Genomic DNA, 24,805 nt, shown 5'->3' with positions numbered 1-24,805 from the left:
ATCGCGACGGGGGCGTCGCTCCCACAGGTGTTGTGGTAGCAATATGCTTTTGTAGGAGGCGCGCTGGTATGCCCTCTGGGTACCTCGCGGCGATTAATCCAAAAAGGAGAATGTGATGAAAGGGAATTCATCTGCTTTGCGTAAAGGCCGGTTTTCGGAAGCCGGTCAAATCTATCTGGTTACTTTTGTAACACTTCAGCGAAAGCCTGTTTTCAAAGACTTTGAACTGGGCAGGCTTTTTGTTGATGTCCTCAGGCGTGAGTCAGAGCATTCTGAAACGCTGGCGTTTGTGGTAATGCCTGATCATGTTCATTGGCTGGTGCAGTTAAAATCTAAACTGCTAAGCCGCACGGTGCAGTCAGTTAAGTCTGTTTCCTCCCGCAAGATTAAATCACAGATAATTTCAAATGGGCCGGTCTGGCAGGATGGTTTTCATGATCATGCCGTCAGAAATGGGGATGATCTGGCAAGTATTGCCCGATATCTTGTGATGAACCCGGTTAGGGCGGGGTTGGTGAGCAGTGTAAAGGAGTATCCCCTATGGGATGCTGTTTGGGTTTAGCTTTTGTTGTGCGAGGCGAAGCTCGTACCATCTGATGGTTTTATCGCGACGAGGTACCCAGAGGGCATGCTAGCGTCCCTCCCACAGGTGTAGCTATAGCATGCTGCTGTTGTGGGAGGCGCGCTGGTATGCCCCTTGGGTACCTCGCGGCGATAAGTGTTAAATCATCTGCTTCTGTTTAAGCAATTCGATGACTTTATCGGCAGCCTCTTCAGGTGTCATCTCGACTGTTTTCAGGTCGAGTTCTGGCTGTTGTGGCGCTTCGTATGGCGAGTCGATGCCGGTGAAGTTTTTCAGTTCTCCCCGACGGGCTTTCTTGTAAAGGCCCTTAACATCGCGGTCTTCTGCAACTTCCAGCGGCGTGTTGACATAGATCTCGATAAACTCGCCCTCTTCCAGCATATCTCTGGCCATCTTTCTTTCTGCACGGAAAGGTGAGATGAACGAGGACAGGACGATCAGGCCCGCATCTACCATCAGTTTGGCGACTTCAGCAATACGGCGGATGTTTTCCACCCGGTCCTGATCGGTGAAGCCCAGGTCTTTATTGAGACCGTGACGGACGTTATCCCCATCCAGCAGATAGGTGTGGTGACCGGCAGCCAGCAGTTTCTGTTCGACCAGATCGGCGATGGTGGATTTACCTGAACCGGACAAGCCTGTCAGCCAGATAACGCAAGGCTTCTGGGTTTTCAGCGCGGCACGGACATCTTTGTTCACTTCGGTATGCTGCACGGTGATGTTGGTGCTGCGGCGAAGGGCAAAGTTGATCAGACCTGCACCAACGGTGTTGTTGGTCATCCGGTCGATCAGAATAAAGCTACCGGTGTCGCGGTTGGCTTTATAGGGATCAAAGGCGATATCCCGGTCCAGACTGATATTACACTCGCCGATACCGTTGAGTTCCAGCTTTTTGGCCGCCAGGTGTTCCATGGTATTGACGTTTACCTGGTGCTTGATATCGGTGATGGAGGCGGTGACGGTTTTGGTGCCGATCTGCATCAGATAGGTACGGCCCGGCATCAACGGTTCTTCATGCATCCAGATTACGGTGGTTTCAAACTGTTTACCGATGGAGGCTGGTTCTTCCGCTGAGGTGATCATGTCACCACGGGAGATGTCGATCTCATCATTCAGTGTCAGAGTGATGGACTGGCCTGCCACGGCCCGTTCCAGATTGCCATCATAGGTGGAGATAGTGGCAATGGTGCTCTCTTTACCCGATGGCAGGGCGCGGATGCGGTCGCCAGGCTTCACGATACCGCTGGCCAGCTGGCCTGAGAAACCACGGAAGTCGAGGTTGGGACGGTTAACCCACTGCACAGCCATACGGAAGGGAGCTTTCTGCATCAGCTCATCATCGACCTGAACGGTTTCCAGATACCCCATCAGGGTTGTACCGTGATACCAGGGCATGTTGTTGCTGGGTTCGGTAATGTTGTCACCGGCCAGTGCTGACATCGGGATGAAGGTGGTTTCTTCAATACCGATCTGTTTGGCAAATGCGGTGTAGTCTTCCATGATCTGGTTGTAGGTTTTTTCGGAGTAATCCACCAGATCCATTTTGTTGATCGCAACCACAATGTGAGGAATACCGATCAGCGATGCCAGGTAGGTGTGACGACGGGTCTGGGTGAGGATGCCGCGACGGGCATCGACCATCAGAATAGCCACATCGGCAGTGGATGCGCCGGTCACCATGTTGCGGGTGTACTGTTCATGCCCGGGGGTGTCGGCAACGATGAATTTGCGCTTATCGGTGGAGAAGAACCGGTAGGCAACATCGATGGTGATGCCCTGTTCCCGTTCTGCTGCCAGACCGTCAACCAGCAGGGCGAAGTCGATGTTATCGCCCTGGGTGCCGAACTTTTTGGACTCAGCTTCAACCGCTGCCAACTGGTCTTCAAACAGCAGCTTTGATTCATACAGCAGGCGACCGATCAGGGTACTTTTGCCATCGTCTACACTACCGCAGGTGATAAAACGCAGCAGGCTTTTCTGTTCGTGATCTTTGAGGTATTGGACGATATCTTCGGATATCATGTCTGATGAATGTGCCATTAGAAGTAGCCCTCCTGCTTTTTCTTCTCCATTGATGCGGCGGAATCGTGGTCGATCATGCGGCCCTGACGTTCAGATGTTTTGGTCAGCAGCATCTCCTGGATGATCGCTGGCAGGGTATCTGCTTCAGACTCAACGGCACCGGTCAGTGGGTAGCAACCGAGGGTTCTGAAACGGACTTTCTTCATCATAGGGACTTCATTGGGTTGTAGCGGCATGCGCTCATCATCCACCATGATCAGCGTGCCATCCCGTTCTACTACCGGGCGTTCGGCAGACAGGTAGAGCGGCACAATTGGAATCTGTTCCAGATAGATGTATTGCCAGATATCCAGCTCGGTCCAGTTGGACAGTGGGAACACCCGGATCGACTCGCCGGGACGCTTATTGGCGTTATAGTTTTTCCACAGTTCTGGGCGCTGATTTTTCGGGTCCCAGCGGTGGTCTGCGGTGCGGAAAGAGAAGATACGCTCTTTAGCGCGGGACTTCTCTTCATCACGGCGGGCACCGCCAAAGGCCACATCAAATTTGAATTTATTCAGGGCCTGCTTGAGACCTTCGGTTTTCATAATGTCGGTATGCAGTGCTGACCCGTGGGTAAACGGGTTGATACCTTTTTCCACCCCTTCCGGGTTCATGTAGGTGATCAGCTCGACTCCCAGCTTTTTCACCAGCTCATCCCGGAAGGTGTACATATCGCGGAACTTCCAGCCAGTGTCTACATGCAGCAGAGGAAAAGGTGGCTTGGATGGGTGGAAGGCTTTCATCGCCAGATGCAGCATCACAGCGCTGTCTTTACCGATGGAATATAGCATGACCGGGTTATCGGCTTTGGAAACCACTTCGCGCATTATTTGAATGCTTTCTGCTTCCAGTCTCTCTAGGTGTGTTAATGCCATCGTGTTCCTCACATATGACTGAGTGTGTTCGTGTTTATCAGCGGCTGGCGTTGGGGCCGGTATAGCGCTGCGCGGTGATGTTGCATACGTTAACAGGGTGATCTGTGTCTGGCTTGCCAGCCATTGCTGGATATCTTGGTATCGTGTCAGTGGTGCACTGTGAAACGAAACGATCATCTCTTGCTTCAGTTGTGCACTGAGGCGCTCCAGAAAGTGGATGATTGACTGGCTGTCTGGTTTGCCTGGGTTCGTCAGCCAGTATAGTTTGCCTCTGAAATCCTGCACATAGATTGCATAACCGGAAACGCTTGAGACGTTTTCAGCATCAGTGGTTTTCAGAGGGGCGATACCGCCTTTCAGTATTTTCCGCTTTTTTATCTGGGCGTCAGATTCTGCCGGTGAACCGACAAAATCAGGGTGGTGCTGAAGCAGCCATTCACTTGCAGATTCAGTGCTGTCAGCCGAAGAGGCCGGGGCTATGCCCCACTCTTTAAGATAACGGCCGATGGTTTTCGTCGATAACGGGTGCTGGTGGTTGTCGAACCACTTCTGCACGGCCTGTGTGGTCCATAATCCGCTATCTTTCGGCAGACCTGCCAGCATATATTTGAGACATTCGTCTGCTGTGCCTGGGCCGGATGTTCCACTGCGGGGTCTGCCCCGTTTGCCGATATTGATCGCTTCCCAGCCGCCCGCTATAAAACGTTTATGGGCTGAAATTATGGTTGGGTGAGACAGGCCTGTCTTCTGCTTTATGGCGGCAAGTGTCGCTCCGCTGAGACGCAACTGTACTGCTTCTTTTCTCAGTTTGTTCAGCGCTGTAGCAGAGAGTTTCTTGCCATTCATTATGAATATCCCGTGTAAGAATTGTGATCATACAAAATTGGCGGTATGCTGACAAACATTCTTGTTAAACATTAAGTGTCTTAATCATATTTTTGCGGCAATTGTTGCAATCGGCATGAGATGGCACGAACTAAAAGTCAGAATATGGATTTTTCAGCCGGGTTAACACTCATTCTTCTTGTAACAGTGCTTTTGTTGCTGGTTTTTAGTCATATAGCTGCCGATATGATTCTGATGGCGGCCATGGGCGTGCTGATTGTCTCAAAAGTGCTGACGCCGACTGAAGCCCTGGCGGGTTTTTCAAACCCCGGCGTTATCACTATCGCGGCGTTCTACGTCATCGCCGCCGGCCTTAAAGAGACCGGAGCGGTTCGCTGGATTGGTCAGCTGTTGCTGGGTTCGCCTGAAAGTGAAAAGCGGGCGCTTTCCCGGGTGATTCTGCCCTCAGCACTGTTAAGTGCATTTATGAACAACACTGCGGTTGTGGCGATGTTTATTCCGGCGGTGCAGGACTGGGCACGCCGGATCAGAATTCCGGTTTCAAAGCTGCTGTTACCCTTAAGTTATGCTGCGATTCTTGGTGGCACCTGTACGCTGATCGGTACCAGTACGAACCTGGTGGTCGATGGCCTGTTGCAGGCGAAAACCGGTGTCGCGCTGGGGATGTTTGATCTGGCCTGGGTAGGCGTGCCGGTGTTGCTGATTGCCGGCGGACTGATCGTCTTGCTGGCACCTCTGGTTCTGCCGGATCGCAAAGGGGTGGTTGAACAACTGGAATCTGCCCGGGAATATGTCGTTGAACTGCTGGTCAGCCCTGGCGGACCGATTGTCGGGAAGACTGTTGCTCAGGCCGGTCTGCGGCAACTTACCTATGGCTATCTTGTGGATATCAAGCGCAGGGGGCAGCTGTTAACGGCGGTGTCACCCGATGTCGAGCTGGAAGCCAATGATGTGCTGGTGTTTATTGGTGCCCCGGAAAGTGCGCATGAGCTGCGGGGTGTTCGCGGGCTGGTGCCGCCCCATGGTGATCTTGGCAAGCTGGATATTGCTGTGCAGGAGCGTTGTCTGGTGGAAGCGGTGGTCGGCCCTGAGTTTTTTGGCCTTGACCAGACTATTCGTGAATCGCGGTTTCGCAGTCGCTTCCGGGCGGCGATTCTGTCGGTGTGCCGTCAGGGGCACCGGCTGGATGGTAAGATCGGTGATATCCGTTTGCAGATGGGTGATACCCTGTTGATGGAAGCCAGCGATGACTTTGTCAGCCAATACCGTTCACGTCGGGATTTTCTGCTGGTCAGTGCGCTGAATGAGTCTACACCGCCGGATTTTGATAAGGCTCCAGTGGCAATCGGAACGCTGTTGTTGATGGTTCTGGCCAGTGCTGCGGGCCTTGTGTCTATCCTTGAAGCATCGATTATGGCTGCGGGAATGATGTTGGCCAGTCGTTGTGTCTCGGTTTCCCGGGCACGCCGTAACGTTGATCTGTCGGTGCTGATTGTGATCGCTTCATCGTTTGCCCTGGGGGCCGCCATGGTGAAAACCGGCAATGCCCGGCTGATTGCTGAAGGGTTGCTGTTCAGTGATGCTATAACGCCCTGGCAGGCACTGATTCTGATGTATCTGATTACGGTTCTGGTCACCGAGCTGATTACCAACAATGCGGCAGCGGTGCTGATGTTTCCGGTGGCGATGTCTTTGGCAGAGCAGTTGGGGGTGAGCTATATGCCCTTTGTTATTGCTATAATGTTTGCCGCTTCTGCCAGCTTTATCACCCCATTGGGTTATCAGACAAATCTGATGGTGTACGGTCCGGGGGGGTATCGCTTTACCGATTACGCCCGTCTGGGGATACCTTTGAGTATGACCGCCGGGGTCGTATCGCTGATTTTGATTCCGCTGATCTGGCCGTTTTGAAGTGTTTATTTAAGGCCGGTTTATTTAATGTATTTTTATTCGAAGGCCTGGCGATTTAACGCGTAACTGTTTTGTCGCTTCATTATCTTAAAGTGAGAAGGATGCCATGTTTAACAACCAAGATATTATCGCGCTGGCAAAGAGTGCTGGTGCCGCCATTATGGAGATCTATCAGCGGGATTTTGCGATCTCTGAAAAGAGTGACGAAAGTCCGTTAACCGAAGCGGATCTGGCATCTCATCACTGTATCGTTGATGGGCTGAAAACTCTGACGCCGGAGATACCGGTGTTGTCAGAGGAGTCCGGTGGCAGTGAACATCAGGACCGGATTGCATGGCAGAAATACTGGCTGATCGATCCGCTGGATGGCACCAAAGAGTTTATCAAGAAAAACGGCGAGTTTACGGTTAATATCGCCCTGATCGATCAGGGTAAAGCGGTGTTTGGCGTGGTTTATGCCCCGGCACTGGGGGTGACCTACTGGGGTGATGCGGAAGGCGCATTCAAAGAGAGTAATGGCCAGGTGACACCGATCCATGTATCTGAGATCCCCGCTGAAGGGGCTGTATGGCGTGTCGTTGGCAGTCGTTCCCATCAGTCTGATGAGTTTAAAGAGTTTGTTAAAGGGTTGCCAGAAACCGAAGTGGTGTCGATGGGCAGTTCACTGAAACTTTGCCTGGTGGCTGAGGGAGCGGCTGATATTTATCCCCGTCTGGGCTTAACCAGCGAGTGGGACACTGCTGCAGCGCATGCGGTGGTTAGTGCTGCAGGGGGGCAGGTGCTGCAATATCCAGAACTGACGCCGCTGTTATACAACACCCGGCCTGAGACACTGTTGAACCCATTCTTTATCGTCTGTGCCGATAAGTCGGATAAGTGGGCTTAAGGGCCGAGGTCCGATTGCTTCGCTAGCGTCGCTCCCACAGGTGTAGTGGTAGCAATATGCTTTTGTGTTAGGCGTGCTGGTATGCCCTTGGGGGATCTCACGCGAGGAGAAAGGAGTTTTTTATGGCCATTCTGGTCACTGGCGGAGCCGGGTATATCGGTTCTCATACCGTAGTGATGTTGCTTGAGGCGGGTTATGAAGTGGTGGCACTGGATAACCTCTGCAATAGCCACCCTGAAGTGTTCAATCGAATTGAGACCATTACCGGTAAGCGACCTGCGTTTGTTGAGGGCGATATCCGGGACCGGGCCTGTCTGGATGCGTTATTTGCTGACTATACGATTGATTCTGTTATCCATTTTGCCGGCTTGAAGGCGGTGGGGGAGTCGGTTGCCAAGCCGCTTGAGTATTATCAGAACAATGTTCATGGTTCTGTTGTGCTGTGTGAAGCGATGGCTGCGGCGGGGGTCAAGCGGTTGGTGTTCAGCTCCTCTGCGACGGTTTATGGCGAGGATGCTCCGGTGCCCTATGTTGAGACCATGCCCAGGGGCAAAACCTCTAACCCCTATGGTACCTCCAAAGCGATGGTGGAGCAGGTCCTGACCGATCTGGTTCTCTCCGATCCGCAGTGGTCGGTTGCTCTGTTGCGCTATTTTAACCCTATCGGTGCCCATTCCAGTGGCCTGATCGGTGAAGATCCTCAGGGCATTCCCAATAATCTGATGCCGTTTATCAGTCAGGTGGCGGTCGGTAAACGAGAGCAGCTATCTATTTTTGGTAACGACTATGATACCGCTGACGGTACCTGTGTGCGTGATTATCTGCATGTGATGGATCTGGCGGAAGGGCATCTTAAATCGTTGAGCTGTCTGGATAAGCCGGGTGCCCATATCTATAACCTGGGCACCGGCAACGGGCTGTCTGTACTGGAAATGGTGAATAGTTTTATTACGGTAACCGGGGTGGATATTCCCTATCAGTTTGCGCCACGACGTGATGGCGACCTGCCTGCCTTCTGGGCCGATGCCAGTAAAGCTGAGCGAGAGCTGGGCTGGAGCACCCGCTATTCGTTAGCGGATATGATGCAGGACACCTGGAAGTGGCAATCGCAGAATCCGGAGGGATATAGATAACCCTCACTATTGTAGGAGCGGCGTCTCGCCGCGATGGTTTATCGCCCGGGTACCCAGAGGGCATGCTAACGGGGCTTCTACGGGGTAGGATGTGTTGTAGGAGCGGCGTCCCGTCGCGATGGTTTATCGCCCCGGGTACCCAGAGGGCATGCTAACGGGGCTCCTACGATGTGGGATGTGTTGTAGGAGCGGCGTCCCGCCGCGAGGTTTTATCGCCCCGGGTACCCAGAGGGCATGCTAACGGGGCTCCCACAGGGCTTAGTGTTTATGCCCGCAATAGCGTCAGCAGCTCATCTGTTTTGGCTTTCATCAGTGCTTCATTACCGCGGGTTTCGACATTCAGCCGGACCACTGGTTCGGTGTTGGATGAGCGCAGGTTGAAGCGCCATTCGCCCATATCCAGGCTGATACCGTCGGTGTAGTCGATGGATACTGCCGCGTCTTTGTACTTTTCAAGCACCCGGTCGATAGCCGCTTTCGGATCTTCCAGTTTGCTGTTGATTTCGCCTGGCGAGGGAAATTTGGTAATCCGGTCGTCGACCAATTGTGACAAGGACAGGCCTTTGTTGCTGATCAGCTCGGCAACCAGCAGCCAGGGTACCATGCCGCTATCGCAGTAGAAGAAATCGCGGAAGTAGTGATGGGCGCTCATCTCACCGCCGTAGACTGCATCCTCTTCACGCATTCTTTCCTTGATAAAGGCGTGTCCGGTTTTGCTCTGAATCGCTTTTCCACCGCTGGCTTCAACGATATCCAGGGTGTTCCAGGTCAGACGAGGATCGTGGATGATTGACGCACCTGCATTTTTTGCCAGAAATGCTTCAGCCAGCAGGCCAACGATATAGTAGCCTTCAATAAAGCGGCCGTTTTCGTCAAACAGGAAGCAGCGGTCGAAATCACCATCCCAGGCGATCCCCATATCGGCTTTATGTTCCAGTACGGCCGCGATGGTGTCGGCGCGATTCTCTTCAAGAATCGGGTTAGGGATGCCATTTGGAAAGGTGCCGTCGGGCTGGTGGTGAACTTTAATAAACTCGACCGGCACGGATGCCGCTTTAAACTGGGTCTCCAGGGCGTCAATCACATGTCCGGCAACACCATTGCCGGCGTTAACAACCAGCTTCATCGGTTTCAGGGCCTGCAGATCGATATAGCCTTCGAGGTGTTCGATATAGGCTGCCAGGGTATCCACTTTTTCGTAGCTGCCGCGCTGGGCTTCATCGACAGGCGCAAAGTTATTTTCGCGTGCCAGTTGCTCGATATCATTCAGCCCGGTATCGCCGCTGATCGGGCGGGAGCCCTGTTTAACCAGCTTCATACCGTTGTAATCTTCGGGGTTGTGGCTGGCGGTGACAACGATGCCGCCATCCGTCTTCAGGTGAGCGGTGGCGAAATAGATCTCTTCAGTGCCGCATAGGCCGATATCCAGAACGTTGACACCAGAGTCTCTGAGACCGTTGGCCAGGGCGAGTTTTAGCGCTTCGGTGGACAGGCGCATATCGCCGCCAACCACAACGGTCTCGGGTTTCAGGAACTCTGCATAGGCGCGGCCAATGCGATAGGTAAGGTCTTCATCCAGCTGAGTGCCCAGCTGGCCGCGAATATCATAGGCTTTGAAACAGGCGAGTTTGCTCATTGGTGCTTCTCTGAAGTTTGTAAATTTGATGGGGCTAAAAAAAAATGTCGGACGGCACGCCAGCCGAGCCAGGGCATCAGGATGATGGCGATCCCTGTCAGGTTGGCGTACATGTCGTACAGTGAAAAGTGCCGGTGAGGCAGCAGCCACTGCTGGATAAACTCGGCACTGCAGGCCAGTGCGATCAGACCGACGATAAATAGCGGGATATGTTTACGGGACAGCGCCCAGATGCCTGCAAAGGTTACCACAGCAAATCCGCTCAGGTGGCCGAACTTGTCCGACTGATTAAATAGCTGCGGCGGCGGTGTCTGACGAAACAGTCCGTAGAGCAGCGCCGCGGCACAGAGGCTGAGCAGGATATTTCTCAGCATCAGCGTCCAACACCCATATAGGTGAAGCCGTACATCTCCAGCGCTTCGCGGTCAAAGATGTTCCGGCCATCGATAATCAGCGGCATGCGCATCTGTTGCAGCAGTCGCTCATAATCCGGCGACCAGTATTCCGGCCACTCCGTCACCAGCAGCAGAGCATCGCTCTCGGTAATCGCATCATAGGGATCGTTACAAAAAGCTATGTCGTGGTGATCATCGTAATGCTGCTGCAGATTGCCCAGGGCTTCCGGGTCATGGACTCTGACATGTACACCTTGTGCCAGCAGGGCATCGATAACCTTCAGGCTGGGAGCATTATCGATACTGGCAGTGCCGGGTTTAAATGATGCACCCCAGACGGAGACGGTTTTATGGGTCAGATCGCACTGGTAGTGCTGCCACAACTTTTTGAATAGCAGTTCTTTCTGTATCTCATTCTCGGAAATAACAGTTTTCAGCAGCGAGTTCTGTCCCCGCTTTTCAAAAATTTCGGAGAAGCGGGAGATGTTCTGATTGAAGTTTTGGCCACCAAAACCACAGCCGGGCGACAGATAGTGGTTGCCGATCCGTGGATCAGCTCCCATGCCTTCGCGGATAGTATCGATATCGACATCCATCTGATCAGCCAGGTTGGCCAGCTCATTGATATAGCCAATGCGAATCGCCAGCATGCCGGTGATTGCCAGCTTGGTGAATTCGGCTTCCCGGCTGCTCATCAACAGCAGGTGCTCGATATTTTGCAAAAACGGCCTGATCAGTGAGCGGGTCATGGTGATCGCCCAGCTATTCTCGCTGCCGATGGTTATTCTTTTGGGCTGACTGAAACCCTGCAGTGCCTTACCTTCCTGGAGGTTGTTGGGGATATATACCACGACCTGGTTAGCGGCCTCATTGAGAAGACTCTGCAACATATCGGTTGCGCCAACGCCGAAATTACACTGGTTGACGATCAACAGGTTTTCAGTCACTTCGTTCGCCAGTTCTGAGATAATCGCCTGGGCTAAGTGAAATTCGTTATGTTCCAGTGCCAGCCAATGGATATTGGTCTTACAGTCCTGAGAGCTGGTGCGCTTCAGCCGGCCCTCCTGCATCTGCAGTTCTATCTGATACAGCAATCCGGGCTCATCACGCAGTGCTGAGATCTCCTGAAGCGGTTTTGCCAGTTGGGTGTCAGGGCCCTCTATTAATACATCATTACCCGCTCGTGCCAGCGACGCCGCCGCCACCCAGGCGGTCAGGTCGGCACCATAGACTTTAACTTTCATGACCCGGCCTCCTGACGTTGCTGCTGGACAAAACGGATCAGTCCCTCGGTTGAGCTGTCGGTTGTGGTGGTTGGGTTGCTGAACTGGTCCAGTAGTGAGGTTGCCACCTGTTTACCCAGCTCTACACCCCACTGGTCAAACGGGTTGATCTCCCAGATAACTGACTGGACATAGACTTTATGTTCGTACATGGCGATCAGGGCTCCAAAGCTTTCCGGCGTGAGCTCGTCGATCATAATGGTGGTGCTTGGCTGGTTGCCCCGATAGCGTTTATGCGATGGTGCGTTAGCGGCATCTTCAAGGACGCTGTCCCCCAATGCCAGTAGCCGGGATTGCGCCAGACAGTTGGCCAGCGCTAACTGATGTTGTGCTTTCAGTTCGTCGCCGTGGCCCTGATAGCGCAGCGCCGGAGCGATAAAGTCACACATCACCGATTCGGTTCCCTGATGCAGTAGCTGATAGAACGCATGTTGCGCATTGGGGCCTACTTCACCCCAGAGAATCGGGCAGGTGGCATAGTTGAGTTTTTCCCCTGTCAGGGTGACACACTTACCGTTACTTTCCATCTCCAGCTGTTCAAGGTACGCGGGGAGGTGTTCCAGACGTCCGTCATAGGGGAGGATTGCATGGGCATGAATATTGAGGAAGTTAATGTTCCAGATGCCCACCATCGCCAGCAATACCGGCAGGTTGCTGGTCAGTGGTGCTGTACGGAAATGGGTGTCCATCAGGTTGGCTCCGGCCAGAAATCGGCGGAAGTTCTGATTGCCGGTTTGCAGCGCGATGGCCATACCGATGGCAGACCACATCGAATAGCGGCCGCCGGTCCAGTCCCAGAAGTGCAACTGATTCTTTTCGGGAATCCCCCACTCTGTGGCTTTGGCCGGACTGGCGGTAACGCCAATAAAGTGGTGCTGACTGATCAGCTCTACCGGGAGCCCACTGGCGTTGACCAGCCACTCCCGGGCGGTATTGGAGTTTGCCAGCGTATCGATGGTGGAAAAGGATTTCGATGACACGATAAACAGGGTTGATGCCGGATCGATCTGGTTAAGCAGGCGTGCCAGTTGGCTGCCATCCATTGAGGAGACAAAATGCAGCTCGATATCGCGGATATCATCGGTGGTAAACAGGTTTAACGCCCGGCAGGTCATCAAAGGCCCCAGGTCAGAACCGCCGACGCCGATATTCACCACGGTTTTTATTGGACTGCCATCATAGCCGCGCCACTGGCCGTTATGGATCTGCTCGACCAGTGCTTCCATACGCTCCAGTGAGCAGTGGATCTCCTTTGAGATGTCTACGCCCTGTAATACCAGCGGTGTCTCTTTGGGCTGACGCAATGCGGTATGCAGAGCAGGGCGGTTTTCAGAGGTGTTGACATGTTCGCCGGTGAAAAGCGCTTCAATTTTCTGCGGTAGCTGTTGCTGCTCTGCCAGCCCGATAAGCAGTTGTAATGTGTCATCGGTAATACGCTGTTTGGAAAAATCTGCCAGACAGTGAGCCGCACTGAAACTGAGTTTTGCAAAGCGCTGCGGATCTTCGGCAAACATCTCTTTGAGGTGTTTGTTGCTTAGGCTTTGCGCGTGACTCTTCAGTGCCAGCCAGGCCGGTGATTGGTCAACCGTCATAATTTCAGTCCTGTTGTGCGAGGAACTGCTTAAATCCTTCAGCGGTTTCCGGGTGTTGCAGTCCGTAGGCAACATTGGCCTGCAGGAAGCCAAGCTTGTTGCCACAATCGTATGTTTTTCCTGTCATTCGGTAGGCTTCGACGGTTTGCTCTTTAAGCAGTTCATCGAGGGCATCGGTCAGTTGAATCTCGCCGCCAGCACCAGGTTTGGTATCCGCCAGAAGTTCCATTACCCGTGCAGGCAGCACATAGCGGCCTACAACGGCCAGGTCGGAAGGGGCATCTTCGGCTTTGGGTTTTTCGACCATGGCGCAGATCGGTGTTGATTCTCCTGCAGCGGGTTTAATCCCTTTGCAGTCAGTCACGCCGTAAAGGTGTACTTTGTCCTGAGGAACGGATTCAACCATGATCTGTGCAGCATTATTGTCATCGAATGCGCGCACCATCCGCTGCAGATCATTCTCTTGCTGCTGATAGTTGTTTACCAGCACATCGGGCAGAATCACCACGAAGGGTTCATTATTTACCGCTCTTGCTGCGCAATAGACTGCGTGCCCCAGCCCTTTAGCTTCAGGCTGGCGGACTGAAATAATAGTGACATCGCTGGGGATTATTTTGCTGACCGAATTGAGAATTTCAGTCTTATTTTTCATATCGAGCTGGTGTTCCAGTTCGTAATGGCTGTCAAAATGGTCTTCAATGGCTGACTTGCCACTGCGGGTTACCAGGATGATCTCTTTAATGCCTGCTTTCACCGCTTCTTCAACAACGTATTGGATAACCGGCTTATCGACTACCGGCATCATCTCTTTAGGAATAGCTTTACTGGCGGGAAGTACCCGTGTTCCGAGACCCGCAACCGGGATTACAGCTTTACGTACAGTGGTCATAAATTCTCCAGACTGGTTCATCGTCCTGATGTTGTCCCAATTAAACCAAAATATGGCTTTAATGTATCGCTCAAAAACCGCAAAATTGTTTGCGGTCGGTGCTGGCTTGCAGATTGATGCAGGCGATTGTGAGCTTGTTGATCGCGCTGAGCCTCTGTTTTAAGGCTTTCTTGTTACGTTTAATGCCGCGCTCAATATTTTTAATCACCGCCGCCTGTGTTGTCTGGTCCAGATGGGGCCAGCCGAGCAGTCCTGCTTCAGCTACGCTGGTATTCACTGCATTCTCCCAGGGGCCCAGTTCGGTTGCCCTTTGCAGCGCGTGCAGATATTCCTTATCAAACTGTTGGATCGCCGCTTTCATCAACGCAAAGTTTGCCCAGCTGTATGGCCAGTTAGGGCGTTTCAGGGTTGCCTGGCGATAACTATCGATAGCCTGCCGGGTGGTGGCGATAAAGTCTGACTGATCCTGGCGCTGATATTTTGTCACGGCCTGATAATAGAGCAGTAGTGCCTGCATATCACTATATTCGGCGTTATCGGGTTGCCAGCTGTGGGCTGTTTCGATATTGCCAAGCGCCTGGGTTAACTGCGTCTCAGAAGGTGATTTTCCTGTGTTTTGCCAGTGTTCCAGATGTTGTCTGGGAAAGTAGGCGTACAGGTCTGCAACTCCGGCTCTGATGGCGGCGATACTGGCTGCCAATAGTATGATCAGGAGCGGTATGACAGCGAGAGTACGGCGCCAGTTACGTGTGGTCATTGCCAGAAATAATGTATTCAGGAATGGAGGAGACCAGTGCTCTGGCGGCTTGTTCGCCGATGATCTCTGCTGCTGCATGCATCCCTTCCGATAGGACGGGTGGACGGTGCTTGCTGTTGTGTGCGTCAGTGGCCAGCAGGGTGACCCAGTCCCGCTGTAGCAGAATCTCGGCTGTGTTGCGTGCGGCATCACCAAAGCGGCCTGCTACTGACATTGCGGTCACTTGCAACAGACAGCCCTGTTCGACAAACGGATTGATTTTGTCGACGTTGCCAGCCACCTCTTTGTTGCGTTCAGGGTGGGCAATCATCGGTTGAATATCTTGTGCCTTCAGCCAGGTGATAAGCTTGTCGGTACCTGGAGGTATATGGCTGTGCGGCAGTTCCAGGAGGAGTACTTTTTTACCCTGCCAGTGCCCTAAAAAAGGAATTTTGCCGGAGGGTATCATACTGATCATCTCTGCCGAGATACGCAGCTCTGCGCCCATGCTCAGGGTCAGGGGCAGGCCGGCTGTCGTGATCGCCTGCCGGAGTGTCTCGAGTACCGGCGTGATGGTGGCAATCTGGTTTTCGTAGCGGCCGGGATGGATATGGGGGGTGACGACAATGTGCCGTATACCATCTGCAACCGCTATCTGCGCCAGCTCCAGCGACTCTTCCAGAGTCGCTGGACCATCATCAATGCCGGGCAGTATGTGGTTATGCAGATCATACATCAGGCGGTCTGTTCCTCGGCAGTATAGCCATAGGTGTCGTAGTAGCCGCTGTAGTCGTCGCCATATTTGGCGGCTTTCTTTATATCGACCTGGTTCAGCACCACGCCAATCAGCGGGGCTTTAACCTCTTTCAGCCGTTTCAGGCCGTTCCTTGCCAATTGGTGGTTGGTTGAGTCTGCTTTTACCACATAGATCATGGCGCCGACATGGGGAGCCAGTACCAGGGCATCGCTTACCGCCTGTGTTGGCGCGGTATCGATAACGATGCGGTCATATTTGGTTTCGAGAATCTCCAGTACCTTGGCAAAGCGTCGAGAGGACAGCAGTTCCAGTGGGTTAGGCGGGATAATGCCAGAGGGCAGTACGTCGATTCCGGACTGCTCGTCATGATGGATCGAGTCTTCCAGCTTCGCTGTACCAGCAACAAGATTGGACAACCCGGCGGCTTTTCCGGAGAGACCGAATGCCCGTGCGATAGAGGGGCGGCGCATATCGGCGTCGATCAGCAATACCCGCTCCATCTGGCCCAGAGAGAAGGCCAGGTTGAGTGCCAGCGAGGTTTTTCCCTCACCCGGAATCGAAGAGGTGCAACAGAGCACCTTATGGGGGTTGTCCAGAGCGGAAAGAACGATGCCGGTGCGGATCGTTCTGACCGATTCAGCAAAGGCGGACTGCTGCTCCTGCAGATAGGCGGTATAGCTCTGGTGGTGATTTTTGCCTTTATTCGGTAGTTTTGGCAGTAATCCCAGCATGGTTGCATCAAGCTTATTCTCGACATCCTGAGCACTTTTCAGGGTGTTGTTCAGGGCTTCCAGCAGGAATGAGAACATCACACCAAACATGATGCTGACGACAAAAGCGAGGGCCATAATCAGGCCTTTTTTAGGCTTGGCCGGTTTCTGTGGAGGCTGTGCCGGGTCGGAAACCCGGGCGTTGGCTGATTGCAGGTCACCGGTAGCATTGGTTTCGCTCAGACGGGTGAAGAAGGTGTCATACAGCTGCCGGTTGGCATCGACCTCTTTTTCCAGCTCTTTCAACCGGTAGTCTTTGCGGTTGATCGATTGCAGGTCTTGCTTGGTCTTGTTAACCGCTGCCTGCAGCGAGCGTTCTGCTGACAGGGCCAGCTTATATTCGTTTTCGATGCCGTTGACGACAGACAGGATCTGCGAATTCAGGCTGCGCCGCGCATTTTCAAGTTCTGACTGGGCTGCCTGCATCTTCGGATGCTTAGGGCCATAGCGTTTAGCCAGTTCCGACTTTTTCAGTTCAACCTGAAGCACTGAGCCCTTCAGACTCTGCACCAGCGGGTGCTGCAACACTGCTGGGATTAGTTCAAAGTTTTCAGGATTGCTCTTATCCAGTCGTTTAATCTGACTATTCAGGCTTTCCAGGGCCATCCGTTCGCGGCGGGCTTCTACCAGCTTTGAAGAGACCAGATCCAGTTCGCTGTTGGCGATATCAAAACCGCCGTCACTGCCAACAATCTGTTCCTGTTCGCGGTATTCCTGTAAACGCTGCTCTGAGGTTTTGAGTTTATCTCTCAGGCCACTCAGACGTTCCATTAGCCATTCAGACGCTTTGGAGGTCAGCTGCAGCCGGGCTTCAAGGTTGTTTTCGATATAGGCATCGCCAATGGCGTTGGCGATCTGGGCTGAGAGCAGCGGATCGAATGAGTCGTAACTGATTTTAACCAGTTGGGTCTTGCGGATCGGGGAGATTGTCAGGTTTTCAATCAGCTGAGTGGTGACCTCTTGCAGCTTTATCCGCGCCTGTTCCTCCTCGCTCACCTCGGGCTGGACTCCTAACGGGAGCAGCGCTTTGACCGAACTGAGGGTGGAGGCGATCACACCTGGTGGCTGATTAAACTCAGGATTATCGATCAGATTCAGCTTTTCGATAACCCGTTCCGCCAGCTGTCTGGACTTTAGAATTTCGAACTGGGTGAGAAAATACTCACTGTTGCCCGCATCGAGGCCGTAGACCTCCTCAATCGACACCACATTGGCATTTTTTGACTCAATCAGCAGTGTCGCTTCAGCGCGATACACCGGTTTCATTGAAAATACCACCAGAGTCGTCAGCATGGTGATGACGATGGCGAAGCCAAAAATGCCCCATTTATGCCGGTTGATGGTGTTCCAGTATTGGCGCAGGTCGATAACGTCGTCGCTTATCAGGCGGGACGTGGTTTCCTGAGATTTATTCGTATCCATACTTTCCGGTCTGTCTCTGTCAATGTGTATACTGAGCGGGTTTACTTACTGTGGGTGGTGACGTGGGCTTCGGTTGCTCAGAAGAAGCTCTGTTCAATGGTAATGATATCGCCGGGGCGGATCTGGGTATTCAGGTCAGCCAGGCGGGGATCGCTTGTCTCGCCATCGTGAGCGATGAATAACTTGCTCCTGGATGCCCGTTCTGTGAACCCGCCAGCCAGTGCCACCGCTTTTTGCAGGGTCAGCCCCGGCTGATAAGGGTAGCCACCGGGCTCTTTGATCTCGCCGTTGATAAAGAATTGTCGGTACTCTTTCACTGTAATGCTGACGTGGGGGTCGAGCAGGTAGCCATCCGCCAGACCCTCTTCGATCATTGTGCTGAGGTGACCTATGGTCATATCCAGCACCCGGAGCTCTCCCAGGAATGGATAAGCGATGGTGCCAGCGTCACTCAGGCGGATCTCCATGCTCAGATCCTCTTCGCCAAATACCTGAATACTAAGCAGGTCGCCTGAACCAAGCCGGTAATCAGACAGAGTGGTTGATTCTGCTGATACCGCTGAACAGAAGAAAATCAGAATAGCGGCCAGCGCTACTCTGATTGATTGTGAACCGAAAATCATATCGTTCTCTCGAATTATCTGGCTTATAGCGATGCGTTGACGGTCAGCATAACGATGTTTTTGCTGTAGTCGGTGTTGGCCAGATTTGAATCAGTGTCACTGTACTGATAGTTCAGGGCAAACGTCAGCCAGCGACGCATATCGTAATTCAGCCCCAGGTTCAGAGTTGTAGTGTCATCTTCCCGGCCATCTGCTGCGCCTTCATAGGTTTCATTAATGATGCCTATGCCCGCATCTGTACTGACAATATCGGTCCAGGCGTGGTTCCAGTTGATGTTGTAACTCTTGGTGTCGATGAAGTCGCCGTTGCCGTTGGCTTCAGCAGCGTTCCGGCTGGTGCTGATGTCAACCACAGAGTAGGTGCGGGGAGCCCAGCGTATGGCCGCTTCCCAACTGCCGCCGGTGAAGTCTTTACGACTGGCGGAGTCAAAGTCTTTCTCTGTGATACCCAGCTTGATGGTGCCGGTGGTTTTCGCTGTGCCTTCCCAGGTGGCGCCCACCAGGTATTTCCAGGTGCTACTATCCAGCGAGTTAGCCGGATCGACATCGTAGTCGATATCCTTGTTGCGGGCTTCAAACAGGAGTGAAGTCTTGGGCATTACCTGATAATAGAATACCGCCCCGAGCGTGACTTCGGTATCGTCCCGCCCCTCAGTGATAGAGCGGAAGTTCTGATATTCGCGATCCAGATGCTCGCCATAGAACTGAAGCCGTCCAGTTGCATCCTGGGCACCGTAGACATAGTTAAAGCTGAGGATCTGGGTATCGTATTTCAGTGGTGCGTCGATGCTGGTGGCTATACCGCCGGTTGCGCTCAGGCCGGTACCCCGGGCTTCATGGCCTTTGTTGTAAGCCGCCTTGAGGTCGAGGATGCTGCGCTGACTGAATTCCAGGTGGGCATCGGCTGATAGCGCATGATCGGTATAGTTGTCAGCTGAACTGTTCTGGTGAATACCATGATTTATCTGGTAGGCCAGCCGGTATGCGTTCAGGCCATCTTCAGCAATTAACTGAACTGACGGCGACAGAACCGTAATCGTCTCATCCTGTTCGTTAGCTGATGTACTGAAAAAGTTATCATCATAGCCTGTTTGCACCGTCACCATAGGGACAATGCTGACCGCACCTGCGTCTATGCCGGCAGGCTCAATAGCAGCGAATGCAGGTGTAGAAAGAATCAGCGCTGAGGGGGGAATTATGCTTGCTAAAATCCGGTTTTTCATCGGCGGATATCCTTATGTGAGTCCATGCATTGCCATTTTTGTTCAGTATCTGTGTGCTACAGAGTTAAAATGAACAGAAGCTTTTATGAGCATCAATATTAGCATGGCTTTTTTTTCAGTGGTACCAGTGAATGCAGCCAAATAGCGACATTTTACGAATTTTTTGCTGCAGTGCGAAAAAAAGTGCGCAGCAACCGGGTTTGACGCTTATGGGTCATATACAGTTGAATTGGGTTGGTTCTGCGTCAGTTTCAGTGTGCGGAATCTATTATGCTTGGTTTTTCGTTACAGAGTTGTGTAAAAAGAACGAGTGATTAAAACGTTTTAGTTGGGAAATTCTATGGCTCACGCAAAAAAAAATGTGGCTTTCCAGTCGTTACAGATCGCAGTGCTGACTGTTTCTGATACCCGTACCCCGGAAACCGATACCTCGGGGGATGCGCTGGTTGCTGGTTTGACTGAAACCGGGCATCAGTTAGCGGAGCGGGTGATCTGCAAAGATGATGTGTATCAGCTGCGGGCAGTGGTTTCAAAATGGATTGCCGATGAGGCGATTCAGGCGATTCTGGTAACCGGTGGCACGGGGTTTACCCTGCGGGATACCACTCCTGAAGCGCTGACGCCGCTGTTTGATAAAGCGATCGAAGGCTATGGTGAGCTGTTTCGTCAGCTTTCCTATGAGGAGATTGGCACTTCAACCGTTCAGTCCCGGGCGTTTGCCGGTGTTGCAAACCGGACGGTGATTTTTTGTATGCCAGGCTCAACCGGCGCCTGTAAAACTGCCTGGAACGGTATTATTCGTGAGCAGTTGGATGCCCGTCATCGTCCCTGTAATTTTGTTGAGATGGTGATGACCGCCCGGCCGGTAGATACCGCGTGTGGGCCCCGCGGATGAGTGCTGAGAGTAAGGGATGTTACGCACCTGCACAAACTCTGATGCCGGTTGCTGAAGCGCTGCAAAAGTTGCTGGCAGAAGCGGCGGTGAATGTGGCGGTTGAGACGGTCGGTATTGCGGATGCGCTGGGTCGGGTGCTGGCAGAAGATCAGCGCTCTGTTGTTGATGTCCCCCCCAGAGACAACAGCGCGATGGATGGCTATGCACTGAAACGTTCTGATCTTGCCGGGAGTCAGCGGCTGATAGTCTCGCAGCGGATACCTGCGGGGACTGCGCCAGTACCGTTGCTGTCTGGCACAGCGGCCCGGATCTTTACCGGTGCTGAAATTCCGCAGGGTGCGGACGCTGTGGTAATGCAGGAAAATACCACCACAGGGGAGAGTGATGGTCAGCCGTGGGTTGAGGTTCATGAGCTCCCTGCTGCTGGAAATAACATCCGGCCACAGGGGCAGGATATTCAGACCGGTCAGGTGGTGATGCCTGCGGGAACTCGGCTTCAGGCAGCCCATATCGGTGTGCTGGCCTCCGTGGGTATTGCCTCCGTTAAGGTTTACCGTCGCTTAAAAGTGGCTGTGCTGGCAACGGGTGATGAGCTGGTAACCCCCGGTAACCCGCTGCAACCGGGGCAGATCTATAACTCCAACCTCTACACGCTTCACGGATTGTTGCAGGCGCTGGGGTGCGACATTGTTGATCTGGGGATTGTTAAAGATACGTTGGAGGGAACAAAGGCGGCACTGAAACAGGCGTCAGAACAGGCGGATTGCATTCTCAGTAGTGGCGGCGTTTCGGTGGGTGAAGAGGATCACGTTAAAGCTGCAGTTGAGTCGCAGGGCGAGCTCAGGCTCTGGAAAATGGCAATCAAACCCGGGAAGCCGATGGCGTTTGGTTATGTTAATGGCAAGCCTATACTGGGGTTGCCGGGTAATCCCGCGGCCGTTCTGGTGACCTTCAGTATTCTCGCGAGGCCGTTTTTGTTACGGATGATGGGGGTTGGTTCAGTTACACCCATGAGCTTTCCCGTTGCGGCAGGTTTTAACCGGCCAAGGCCAATTGGTCGTCAGGAGTATCTGCGGGTCCAGCTGAGCGATGGCAGGGCGGTGCTGGGCTCTAGTCAAAGCTCGGGTGTGTTAAGCTCCTCTGTAACGGCTGCGGGCTATCTTGTGGTGCCACCCAATACCGTTGTAGCTGAGGGTGATTTTCTGATGTTTATTCCCTTTAGTGACGTTATGAATTAGCCGCGAGTGGCGGTATTTTGGTTGCGTTGGTTGTAGTGTTAACAGGTGTTCTGAATGGTAAATGTGCTTTTTTTTGCGTCCCTGCGTGAAACGCTGGGTGTTGCTCAGCTGGATCAACCGCTGGACGGGATGGTGACTGCTGGTGAGCTTCTTGAGCAGTTGAAGGGGCGGGATGCTGTGTGGGGAAAGGCGCTGGATGGTCAGTTGCTGTGCTCGGTTAATCAGGACATTGTGCCGCTGGATACGGTTGTGTCTGATGGTGATGAGGTTGCCTTTTTTCCACCTGTAACTGGCGGTTGATGCTGTTGGATGTTGTCATTCTGGCAGGCGGCGAAGGTCGCCGTATGGGAGGACGTGATAAGGGGCTGGTGCCTTTTCAGTCCCAACCTATGGTGGCGTTTGCCGTTCAGTTGGTGCGGCCGGTTGCGGACCGGGTGGTGATCAGCTGCAACCGGCATCTGCCTGAATACGCTGCACTGGCTGATCAGGTGGTGGAAGACTCGCTGGAGGGCTTTCAGGGGCCTTTAGCGGGAATTCTGGCGGGGCTCAGGGTGAGCCACTCGGATCAGGTGCTGGTACTGCCCTGTGATACTCCGTTGCTGGAGGCGGCGTTGATAGAACGTTTATTGGCGGCTGCCGCAGCCTTTCCTGAGTCAATTACCGTTTTGTCCGAAGGCGATAAGCTGCACCCGTTGCATGCGGTGATCCCCAGACTGCTTGCAGATGATCTTGAACGCTGGCTGACCGGTGGGCAGCGGGCGGTGCAGCGCTGGATGCGTAATCATCCGATGCAGTTAATCGATATTTCCGATCTGGCTGATCAGCTGTGTAATCTCAATACTTTTCAGGAGCTTAAATCGCTTGAGGCGTTAAAGTCGGAACGATAATCGAGCGATTGTTTGCCTGAATTCTGTATAATCCCCGGCATTTTCAGAATTTAAGGGTCGAGTGGAATGGATCAGTTAGTGAGCATGGCTGGGGCTTTTTTGCTGGTGTTTCTGGCTGAGTTTGGCGATAAAAGTCAGTTGGTCTGCATGACCCTGGCGACCCGTTACCGCGCTTTACCTGTATTGCTGGGGGCTGTTGTTGCCTTTGCTGTTTTGAATCTGCTGGCGGTGCTGGTTGGTTCGGTGGCTGCAACCTGGTTGCCTCGTCCGCTTGTTCTGACGGTGGTTGCGCTGTTGTTTCTCTGGTTTGGTATTCAGTCGTTCAGAAACGGCGAGGATGACGAGGATGATAGTGTCGCGGTCTCTGTTAAGAGCGTTTTTCTATCGGTGCTGCTGATGCTGTTTCTGGCCGAGCTGGGTGATAAAACGCAGTTGGCGGTGATGGGGTTGGCGAGTACAGAACCTGCGCTACCGGTCTGGATTGGTGCGACACTGGCGCTGATATCGACTTCTGCGCTGGGTATTCTGGCGGGCAGAGCGCTGATGCGCTATGTCTCTATCGCCTGGCTGCATCGGGCATCCGGGGGGCTGTTTTTGGTTTTTGCCCTGTATGCTGGCGCGGAAGCTGTATTGTTGGTAGCTGGATAGGGCAGATCTGTCTGCTCGGGGTTTGATATGTTAATTGGTTTTCTGATTTTGCTGCTGTTTCAGTTTGCCGGAGAGCTTATTGTGGTTGTCTCCGGCTTGCCTGTGCCCGGTCCTGTGGTGGGGATGGTGCTGTTGTTGGCAGGATTGATAGTCAAAGGTGATGTGCCTGACTATTTGCGGATTCCCAGTGAGGCGCTGTTGAAGCATCTTGCGCTGCTGTTTGTGCCAGCGGGGGTGGGGTTGATGACGCATTTTGGCTTGCTGCAGCAGGACTGGCTGGCAATTCTGACCGCCCTGATTATCAGTACCGCGCTGACAATCGTTGTCACCGCGTTGATTCTCAATCCTTCGGCCAGAAAATTGCAGGCGCTGAGTCAGAGTGAACCTGGCGAGGATGATCGCTGATGGAGTTCTGGACCTTCTTTGCGGCAAAACCGCTGATGTGGCTTATCGTAACGATTACCACCTTTATCGCGACCTCCTGGCTTAACCGCCGTCTGGGAGGTACGCCATTGTTGCATCCGGTGCTGGTGTCGCTGTTTCTGATTATTGTGTTTTTGCTGCTGACCGGGACCTCATATGAGACCTACTTTGAGGGGGCGCAGTTTATTCACTTTTTGCTGGGACCTGCGACAGTCGCGCTGGCAGTGCCGCTGTTTGATCATTTTGAACGGGTTAAAAAGCTGCTGCTTCCGCTGTTGCTGGCGTGCATGGCGGGCGCTGTGACCGCAGCGGCTTCAGCCCTGCTGGTGGCTCAGGCGCTTGATGCCTCGCTCGGCACTTTGCTGTCCATTGCGCCTAAGTCGGTTACCTCTGCCATTGCCATTGGCGTGGCGGAAAAGCTGGGAGGGTATCCATCACTGGCGTCGGGGCTGGTGCTGATTACTGGTGCGTTGGGATGTATGCTGGCACCGCCGATCTATCGCATTCTTAATATCACTGATGAGGCGGTTAAGGGGTTTACTCTGGGGGTGTCGGCGCACGGTATGGGCACTGCCTTTGCTTTTGAATACGGTTTGATGGCGGGGGCTTTTGGCGGGCTGGCCATGGGGATGACCGGCGCTTTTACCGCGTTTATGCTACCCCTGCTGGTGTCGTTGCTGGGGATAGGTTAGAGGGCGCGAGCGCTCCGAATATTGGGGATAGAAGTCCGGGCGCTTCGCTAGTTGTAGATTTCAGATACGTTGTTCACAAGTAACCGGCTTATAGGTGGTTGTTTGTTTAAACTACCATGTGGTCTGACAAGGTTATACCACTTCAGATAACAGGATAGTGTCGCATTTCGCTGAGCGGAATTGTTATACAGTTTGCCGTAAGACCACTCCCGAATCAGCGTCTGTATAAAACGTTCCGCTTTACCGTTTGTCTGAGGGCGATAGGGGCGCGTATTCATGGGGCGTGCACCGATCGCTTTGACGGCATTTCTAAAGGCTCTGCTGGTGTAGCACTTACCATTATCCGTCAGCACCCGTTTTACCTTCACATCCATTGCTTTCAGTATTTTGAGGGTGTT

The 24,805-nt window shown here is 53.1% G+C and carries 24 protein-coding genes; 11 read left to right on the top strand and 13 right to left on the bottom strand.

Annotation, left to right across the window (positions count from 1 at the left end; all coding sequences use genetic code 11):
* Positions 1–115: 115 nt before the first annotated feature.
* Positions 116–562 carry an REP-associated tyrosine transposase gene (locus tag BMY09_RS20340; RefSeq protein WP_091361907.1) on the top strand — a complete coding sequence of 149 codons (447 nt, stop codon included), beginning with the start codon at positions 116–118 and terminating at the stop codon, positions 560–562.
* 159 nt (positions 563–721) lie between these two features.
* Here BMY09_RS20340 and cysN read toward each other — a convergent pair whose 3' ends face one another.
* The gene (cysN, locus tag BMY09_RS20335; RefSeq protein ID WP_091361906.1) at positions 722–2,623 is read right to left on the bottom strand and encodes a sulfate adenylyltransferase subunit CysN; all 1,902 of its coding nucleotides are present in this window, start codon (positions 2,621–2,623) and stop codon (positions 722–724) included.
* Complete coding sequence (gene cysD, locus BMY09_RS20330; protein WP_376787865.1) at positions 2,623–3,585, bottom strand: sulfate adenylyltransferase subunit CysD; 963 nt, start codon at positions 3,583–3,585, stop codon at positions 2,623–2,625. The genes cysN and cysD overlap by 1 nt, the downstream gene beginning before the upstream one ends.
* A gap of 903 nt (positions 3,586–4,488) precedes the next feature.
* On the opposite strand from cysD, the gene BMY09_RS20325 reads away from it, so the two are divergent.
* The 3 genes from BMY09_RS20325 to galE all read left to right on the top strand — a co-directional run bounded on the left by BMY09_RS20325 (position 4,489) and on the right by galE (position 8,298).
* Complete coding sequence (locus BMY09_RS20325; RefSeq protein WP_245756643.1) at positions 4,489–6,279, top strand: SLC13 family permease; 1,791 nt, start codon at positions 4,489–4,491, stop codon at positions 6,277–6,279.
* A gap of 106 nt (positions 6,280–6,385) precedes the next feature.
* Complete coding sequence (gene cysQ, locus BMY09_RS20320; protein ID WP_091361902.1) at positions 6,386–7,165, top strand: 3'(2'),5'-bisphosphate nucleotidase CysQ; 780 nt, start codon at positions 6,386–6,388, stop codon at positions 7,163–7,165.
* Between the two features lie 122 nt (positions 7,166–7,287).
* Complete coding sequence (gene galE / locus BMY09_RS20315) at positions 7,288–8,298, top strand: UDP-glucose 4-epimerase GalE (RefSeq protein WP_091361900.1); 1,011 nt, start codon at positions 7,288–7,290, stop codon at positions 8,296–8,298.
* Positions 8,299–8,563: 265 nt separating this feature from the next.
* Here the strand turns inward: galE and BMY09_RS20310 are convergent, their stop codons facing one another.
* From BMY09_RS20310 to BMY09_RS20265, 10 genes are all read right to left on the bottom strand, one after another.
* Positions 8,564–9,934: a phosphohexomutase domain-containing protein gene (locus BMY09_RS20310; RefSeq protein WP_091361899.1), complete on the bottom strand. Its 1,371-nt coding sequence runs from the start codon at positions 9,932–9,934 to the stop codon at positions 8,564–8,566.
* Positions 9,931–10,308: a hypothetical protein gene (locus tag BMY09_RS20305; protein ID WP_091361897.1), complete on the bottom strand. Its 378-nt coding sequence runs from the start codon at positions 10,306–10,308 to the stop codon at positions 9,931–9,933. Before BMY09_RS20305 ends, BMY09_RS20310 begins: the two co-directional genes overlap by 4 nt.
* Entirely contained in the window at positions 10,308–11,573 is a 1,266-nt protein-coding gene (locus tag BMY09_RS20300; RefSeq protein WP_091361896.1) for a nucleotide sugar dehydrogenase, read from the bottom strand. Before BMY09_RS20300 ends, BMY09_RS20305 begins: the two co-directional genes overlap by 1 nt.
* Entirely contained in the window at positions 11,570–13,204 is a 1,635-nt protein-coding gene (gene pgi, locus BMY09_RS20295) for a glucose-6-phosphate isomerase (RefSeq protein ID WP_091361894.1), read from the bottom strand. The genes BMY09_RS20300 and pgi overlap by 4 nt, the downstream gene beginning before the upstream one ends.
* Before the next feature lie 4 nt (positions 13,205–13,208).
* Positions 13,209–14,093 carry a UTP--glucose-1-phosphate uridylyltransferase GalU gene (galU, locus tag BMY09_RS20290; protein ID WP_091361893.1) on the bottom strand — a complete coding sequence of 295 codons (885 nt, stop codon included), beginning with the start codon at positions 14,091–14,093 and terminating at the stop codon, positions 13,209–13,211.
* Positions 14,094–14,163: 70 nt separating this feature from the next.
* Positions 14,164–14,928, bottom strand: a complete 765-nt coding sequence (locus tag BMY09_RS20285; protein WP_139203228.1) for a hypothetical protein — start codon at positions 14,926–14,928, stop codon at positions 14,164–14,166.
* Entirely contained in the window at positions 14,837–15,565 is a 729-nt protein-coding gene (locus BMY09_RS20280; protein WP_091361890.1) for a tyrosine-protein phosphatase, read from the bottom strand. Before BMY09_RS20280 ends, BMY09_RS20285 begins: the two co-directional genes overlap by 92 nt.
* Positions 15,565–17,778 (bottom strand): GumC family protein, encoded by a 2,214-nt coding sequence (locus BMY09_RS20275; protein ID WP_091361888.1) that lies wholly within the window; start codon positions 17,776–17,778, stop codon positions 15,565–15,567. Before BMY09_RS20275 ends, BMY09_RS20280 begins: the two co-directional genes overlap by 1 nt.
* A 77-nt stretch (positions 17,779–17,855) precedes the next feature.
* Positions 17,856–18,401: a polysaccharide biosynthesis/export family protein gene (locus BMY09_RS20270; RefSeq protein ID WP_091361886.1), complete on the bottom strand. Its 546-nt coding sequence runs from the start codon at positions 18,399–18,401 to the stop codon at positions 17,856–17,858.
* Positions 18,402–18,424: 23 nt separating this feature from the next.
* Positions 18,425–19,624 carry an outer membrane beta-barrel protein gene (locus BMY09_RS20265; protein ID WP_091361884.1) on the bottom strand — a complete coding sequence of 400 codons (1,200 nt, stop codon included), beginning with the start codon at positions 19,622–19,624 and terminating at the stop codon, positions 18,425–18,427.
* Positions 19,625–19,964: 340 nt separating this feature from the next.
* Between BMY09_RS20265 and moaB the strand changes: the two genes are divergently transcribed.
* The 7 genes from moaB (at position 19,965) to BMY09_RS20230 (ending at position 24,407) form a co-directional block, all read left to right on the top strand.
* Positions 19,965–20,519, top strand: coding sequence for a molybdenum cofactor biosynthesis protein B (moaB, locus tag BMY09_RS20260; protein WP_091361882.1), 555 nt, complete (start codon positions 19,965–19,967; stop codon positions 20,517–20,519).
* Positions 20,516–21,757, top strand: coding sequence for a molybdopterin molybdotransferase MoeA (locus BMY09_RS20255; protein WP_091361881.1), 1,242 nt, complete (start codon positions 20,516–20,518; stop codon positions 21,755–21,757). Before moaB ends, BMY09_RS20255 begins: the two co-directional genes overlap by 4 nt.
* 54 nt (positions 21,758–21,811) lie before the next feature.
* Positions 21,812–22,057, top strand: a complete 246-nt coding sequence (locus tag BMY09_RS20250; RefSeq protein WP_091361879.1) for a MoaD/ThiS family protein — start codon at positions 21,812–21,814, stop codon at positions 22,055–22,057.
* Positions 22,057–22,644 carry a molybdenum cofactor guanylyltransferase MobA gene (gene mobA, locus BMY09_RS20245; RefSeq protein ID WP_091361877.1) on the top strand — a complete coding sequence of 196 codons (588 nt, stop codon included), beginning with the start codon at positions 22,057–22,059 and terminating at the stop codon, positions 22,642–22,644. The genes BMY09_RS20250 and mobA overlap by 1 nt, the downstream gene beginning before the upstream one ends.
* A 66-nt stretch (positions 22,645–22,710) precedes the next feature.
* On the top strand, positions 22,711–23,292 hold the full coding sequence (locus tag BMY09_RS20240) for a TMEM165/GDT1 family protein (RefSeq protein WP_091361876.1): 582 nt from the start codon (positions 22,711–22,713) through the stop codon (positions 23,290–23,292).
* Positions 23,293–23,319: 27 nt separating this feature from the next.
* Entirely contained in the window at positions 23,320–23,697 is a 378-nt protein-coding gene (locus tag BMY09_RS20235; protein ID WP_091361874.1) for a CidA/LrgA family protein, read from the top strand.
* Positions 23,697–24,407 carry an LrgB family protein gene (locus BMY09_RS20230; protein ID WP_091361872.1) on the top strand — a complete coding sequence of 237 codons (711 nt, stop codon included), beginning with the start codon at positions 23,697–23,699 and terminating at the stop codon, positions 24,405–24,407. Before BMY09_RS20235 ends, BMY09_RS20230 begins: the two co-directional genes overlap by 1 nt.
* Positions 24,408–24,454: 47 nt before the next feature.
* On the opposite strand, the gene BMY09_RS20225 is transcribed toward BMY09_RS20230, so the two are convergent.
* On the bottom strand, positions 24,455–24,805 hold a 351-nt coding region (locus BMY09_RS20225; protein ID WP_139203227.1), incomplete at its 5' end, for an integrase core domain-containing protein.

Origin of the sequence: Amphritea atlantica, assembly GCF_900111095.1 — a bacterium.
GTDB lineage: Bacteria > Pseudomonadota > Gammaproteobacteria > Pseudomonadales > Balneatricaceae > Amphritea > Amphritea atlantica.
The sequence above is the reverse complement of the archived record's forward strand: the minus strand, read 5'-3'. Positions and strand labels throughout refer to the sequence as shown.

What these genes read in the sequence shown, in the direction of transcription:
- BMY09_RS20340 (WP_091361907.1), top strand. Translation starts at nt 116, where the DNA reads ATGAAAGGGAATTCATCTGCTTTGCGTAAAGGCCGGTTTTCGGAAGCC.
- cysN (WP_091361906.1), bottom strand. Translation starts at nt 2,623, where the DNA reads ATGGCACATTCATCAGACATGATATCCGAAGATATCGTCCAATACCTC.
- BMY09_RS20325 (WP_245756643.1), top strand. Translation starts at nt 4,489, where the DNA reads ATGGCACGAACTAAAAGTCAGAATATGGATTTTTCAGCCGGGTTAACA.
- cysQ (WP_091361902.1), top strand. Translation starts at nt 6,386, where the DNA reads ATGTTTAACAACCAAGATATTATCGCGCTGGCAAAGAGTGCTGGTGCC.
- galE (WP_091361900.1), top strand. Translation starts at nt 7,288, where the DNA reads ATGGCCATTCTGGTCACTGGCGGAGCCGGGTATATCGGTTCTCATACC.
- BMY09_RS20310 (WP_091361899.1), bottom strand. Translation starts at nt 9,934, where the DNA reads ATGAGCAAACTCGCCTGTTTCAAAGCCTATGATATTCGCGGCCAGCTG.
- BMY09_RS20305 (WP_091361897.1), bottom strand. Translation starts at nt 10,308, where the DNA reads ATGCTGAGAAATATCCTGCTCAGCCTCTGTGCCGCGGCGCTGCTCTAC.
- BMY09_RS20300 (WP_091361896.1), bottom strand. Translation starts at nt 11,573, where the DNA reads ATGAAAGTTAAAGTCTATGGTGCCGACCTGACCGCCTGGGTGGCGGCG.
- pgi (WP_091361894.1), bottom strand. Translation starts at nt 13,204, where the DNA reads ATGACGGTTGACCAATCACCGGCCTGGCTGGCACTGAAGAGTCACGCG.
- galU (WP_091361893.1), bottom strand. Translation starts at nt 14,093, where the DNA reads ATGACCACTGTACGTAAAGCTGTAATCCCGGTTGCGGGTCTCGGAACA.
- BMY09_RS20285 (WP_139203228.1), bottom strand. Translation starts at nt 14,928, where the DNA reads ATGCAGCAGCAGAGATCATCGGCGAACAAGCCGCCAGAGCACTGGTCT.
- BMY09_RS20280 (WP_091361890.1), bottom strand. Translation starts at nt 15,565, where the DNA reads ATGTATGATCTGCATAACCACATACTGCCCGGCATTGATGATGGTCCA.
- BMY09_RS20275 (WP_091361888.1), bottom strand. Translation starts at nt 17,778, where the DNA reads ATGGATACGAATAAATCTCAGGAAACCACGTCCCGCCTGATAAGCGAC.
- BMY09_RS20270 (WP_091361886.1), bottom strand. Translation starts at nt 18,401, where the DNA reads ATGATTTTCGGTTCACAATCAATCAGAGTAGCGCTGGCCGCTATTCTG.
- BMY09_RS20265 (WP_091361884.1), bottom strand. Translation starts at nt 19,624, where the DNA reads ATGAAAAACCGGATTTTAGCAAGCATAATTCCCCCCTCAGCGCTGATT.
- moaB (WP_091361882.1), top strand. Translation starts at nt 19,965, where the DNA reads ATGGCTCACGCAAAAAAAAATGTGGCTTTCCAGTCGTTACAGATCGCA.
- BMY09_RS20255 (WP_091361881.1), top strand. Translation starts at nt 20,516, where the DNA reads ATGAGTGCTGAGAGTAAGGGATGTTACGCACCTGCACAAACTCTGATG.
- BMY09_RS20250 (WP_091361879.1), top strand. Translation starts at nt 21,812, where the DNA reads ATGGTAAATGTGCTTTTTTTTGCGTCCCTGCGTGAAACGCTGGGTGTT.
- mobA (WP_091361877.1), top strand. Translation starts at nt 22,057, where the DNA reads ATGCTGTTGGATGTTGTCATTCTGGCAGGCGGCGAAGGTCGCCGTATG.
- BMY09_RS20240 (WP_091361876.1), top strand. Translation starts at nt 22,711, where the DNA reads ATGGATCAGTTAGTGAGCATGGCTGGGGCTTTTTTGCTGGTGTTTCTG.
- BMY09_RS20235 (WP_091361874.1), top strand. Translation starts at nt 23,320, where the DNA reads ATGTTAATTGGTTTTCTGATTTTGCTGCTGTTTCAGTTTGCCGGAGAG.
- BMY09_RS20230 (WP_091361872.1), top strand. Translation starts at nt 23,697, where the DNA reads ATGGAGTTCTGGACCTTCTTTGCGGCAAAACCGCTGATGTGGCTTATC.